Origin of the sequence: Achromobacter sp., assembly GCF_050285585.1 — a bacterium.
GTDB lineage: Bacteria > Pseudomonadota > Gammaproteobacteria > Burkholderiales > Burkholderiaceae_B > Achromobacter.
This window is the reverse complement of the sequence record NZ_JBLZXF010000095.1, coordinates 1-3,073: the sequence shown is the minus strand read 5'-3', so window position 1 is coordinate 3,073 and position 3,073 is coordinate 1. Positions and strand designations below refer to the sequence as shown.

The window sequence follows — 3,073 nt, the reverse complement described above, 5'->3', positions numbered from 1 at the left end:
CGGTCGTCAAGTACTCCTCGGCGCCCCCCGCCATGTTTGATTTCATTCTTGGCAGCACCATGACCAAGATGGCCGGCGTGGACTCCGCCACGTGCACCCCCACGTCGAACAATCTGATCGCAGGAATTAACTAACAATGCTCGGGAAACTCACCCTCGAGGCCATTCCGTACCATGAACCCATCGTCATGGTTACGCTGGCCGCCGTGTGCCTGGGAGGCCTAGCGGTCTTCGGCGCCATCACCTACTTCGGTAAGTGGAAGTACCTCTGGACGGAGTGGCTGACCACGGTCGACCACAAGCGTATCGGCGTGATGTACATCATCGTCGCCCTGATCATGCTGCTGCGCGGCTTCGCCGACGCCATCATGATGCGCACCCAGCTGGCGGTCGCCTCCGCCGACTCGGCCGGCTTCCTGCCGCCGCACCACTACGACCAGATCTTCACCGCCCACGGCGTCATCATGATTTTCTTCATGGCGATGCCCTTCATCACCGGGCTGATGAACCTCGTGGTGCCGCTGCAGATCGGCGCCCGCGACGTGGCCTACCCGTTCCTGAACTCGCTGAGCTTCTGGCTGTTCGGCGCCGGCGTCGCGCTGATGATGATCTCGCTGTTCGTGGGCGAATTCGCCGCGACCGGCTGGCTCGCCTATCCGCCGCTGTCCGGACTGGACTACAGCCCGAGCGTGGGGGTGGACTACTACATCTGGGCGCTCCAGATATCCGGGTTGGGCACCACGCTTAGCGGCATCAACTTCATCGTGACCATCCTGCGCATGCGCGCGCCGGGCATGAGCCTGATGAAGATGCCGATCTTCACCTGGACCTCGCTGGTCACCAACGTCCTGATCGTCGCCGCCTTCCCCGTGCTGGCCGCAACGCTCGCGCTGCTGACGATGGACCGCTACCTGGGCACGCACTTCTTCACGAACGACATGGGCGGCAACGTCATGATGTACGTGAACCTGATCTGGATCTGGGGCCACCCCGAGGTCTACATCCTGGTGCTGCCGGCGTTCGGCGTGTATTCGGAAGTGGTTGCCACCTTTGCCCGCAAGACGCTGTTCGGCTACAAGTCCATGGTTTACGCCACGGCCGCCATCGGCGTGCTGTCGTTCCTGGTCTGGCTGCACCACTTCTTCACCATGGGCGCGGGGGCCAACGTCAATGCATTCTTCGGCATCGCCACGATGATCATCTCGATCCCGACGGGCGCGAAGATCTTCAACTGGCTGTTCACCATCTACCGCGGCCGCCTGCGCATCACCACGCCGGTGCTGTGGACGCTGGGCTTCATGATCGTGTTCGTCATCGGCGGCATGACCGGCGTGATGCTGGCCATCCCCGGCGTGTCCTTCGTGCTGCACAACAGCCTGTTCCTGATCGCCCACTTCCACAACACCATCATCGGTGGCGTGGTGTTCGGTTGCATCGCCGGCATGACCTACTGGTTCCCCAAGGCTTTCGGCTTCAAGCTGAACGAACGCCTGGGCCGCTATTCGTTCTACTGCTGGTTCGTCGGCTTCTTCCTGGCCTTCATGCCCCTGTACATCCTGGGCTTCAAGGGTATGACGCGCCGCCTGAACCACTACGACAACCCCGAATGGCAGCCGTACCTGCTGGTCGCCCTGGCCGGCGCCGCGCTGATCATGCTGGGCATCTGGTTCCTGCTGCAGCAAGTGTTCGTGTCGGTTCGCCAGCGCAAGCAGAACCAGGACATCACCGGCGATCCCTGGGACGGCCGCACGCTCGAATGGTCGATCTCCTCGCCCGCTCCTTTCTACAACTTCGCCCACGTGCCGCACGTCGACTCGCTGGACCAGTTCTGGGAAGACAAGCAGAACGGCCGCGCCTACAAGCGCCCGGCCAAGTACGAAGACATCCACATGCCGAAGAACACCGCCGCCGGCGTATTCATCGGCGCCTTTGGCCTGGTCATGTGCTTCGCCCTGATCTGGCACATCTGGTGGCTGTCCATCGTCGGTTTCGTCGGCATGATCGGTTCGTTCATCGTCCGCGCCTATGACCGCGACGTCGACTACTGGGTCCCGGCCGCGGAAGTCGAACGCATCGAAAACGCTCACTTTGACAAAATGCAGAAGGCCGCCTGAGCCATGATTCAAGCCGTAGCCACTCACCCCCACGCGGGTCACGACGATCACGCGCATCACGACGATGGATCCAAGACCGTTTTCGGTTTCTGGGTCTATCTGATGAGCGACCTGCTGATCTTCTCGGTGCTGTTCGCCACGTTCGCGGTGTTGTTCAACGCCACCGCGGGCGGTCCGACGGGCAAGGAACTGTTCGATCTGAAGTTCGTGCTGGTCGAAACGCTGTTGCTGCTGTTCTCCAGCTTCACGTTCGGCATGGCCAACCTGAACGTGCACGCCAACAACAAGAGCCGCGCCATGGGCTGGTTGATGGTGACGTTCCTGTTCGGCGCGGGCTTCATCGCGATGGAAGTCTATGAATTCCATCACCTGATCTCGATCGGCGCCGGCCCGGGCCGCAGCGCGTACCTGTCGGCGTTCTTCACGCTGATCGGCACGCACGGCCTGCACGTCACGTTCGGCCTGATCTGGATCATCGTCCTGCTGGACATGATCCGCCGCCATGGCCTGGACTCGATCAACAAGCGTCGCCTGGCGTGCCTGAGCCTGTTCTGGCACTTCCTGGACATCGTCTGGATCTGCGTCTTCACCTTCGTCTATCTCATGGGAGCCATCTGATGTCGCACTCCGCTGCGGCCGCACACGGCCACGACGATCACGCCGCCGACCACGGCAGCCTGAAGTCCTACATCATCGGTTTCGTGCTCTCGCTGCTCCTCACCTTCGGCTCCTTCGGCCTGGTGATGAACGGCGGGCTGTCCCACACCATCACCATCATCGGCGTGGTGGCGCTGTGCGTGATCCAGCTGCTGGTGCAGCTGGTGTACTTCCTGCACATGGGCGCATCGAAGTCGGCCCGCGACAACCTTGCCACGTTCCTGTTCACCGTGATGATCATCGCCATCATCGTCGGCGGTTCGGCATGGGTGCTGTACAACATGAACGTCAACATGGGTCACG

The 3,073-nt window shown here is 61.7% G+C and carries 3 protein-coding genes; all 3 read left to right on the top strand.

Annotated elements, in window-relative coordinates:
* Positions 1–136 precede the first annotated feature (136 nt).
* Complete coding sequence (gene cyoB / locus ACN6PJ_RS31365; RefSeq protein ID WP_427999518.1) at positions 137–2,113, top strand: cytochrome o ubiquinol oxidase subunit I; 1,977 nt, start codon at positions 137–139, stop codon at positions 2,111–2,113.
* A 3-nt stretch (positions 2,114–2,116) separates the two neighbouring features.
* On the top strand, positions 2,117–2,731 hold the full coding sequence (cyoC, locus tag ACN6PJ_RS31360) for a cytochrome o ubiquinol oxidase subunit III (RefSeq protein ID WP_042794897.1): 615 nt from the start codon (positions 2,117–2,119) through the stop codon (positions 2,729–2,731).
* Positions 2,731–3,073 (top strand): cytochrome o ubiquinol oxidase subunit IV (gene cyoD, locus ACN6PJ_RS31355; protein WP_427999517.1); only part of this gene is annotated, 343 nt, incomplete at its 3' end. The genes cyoC and cyoD, both read left to right, overlap by 1 nt.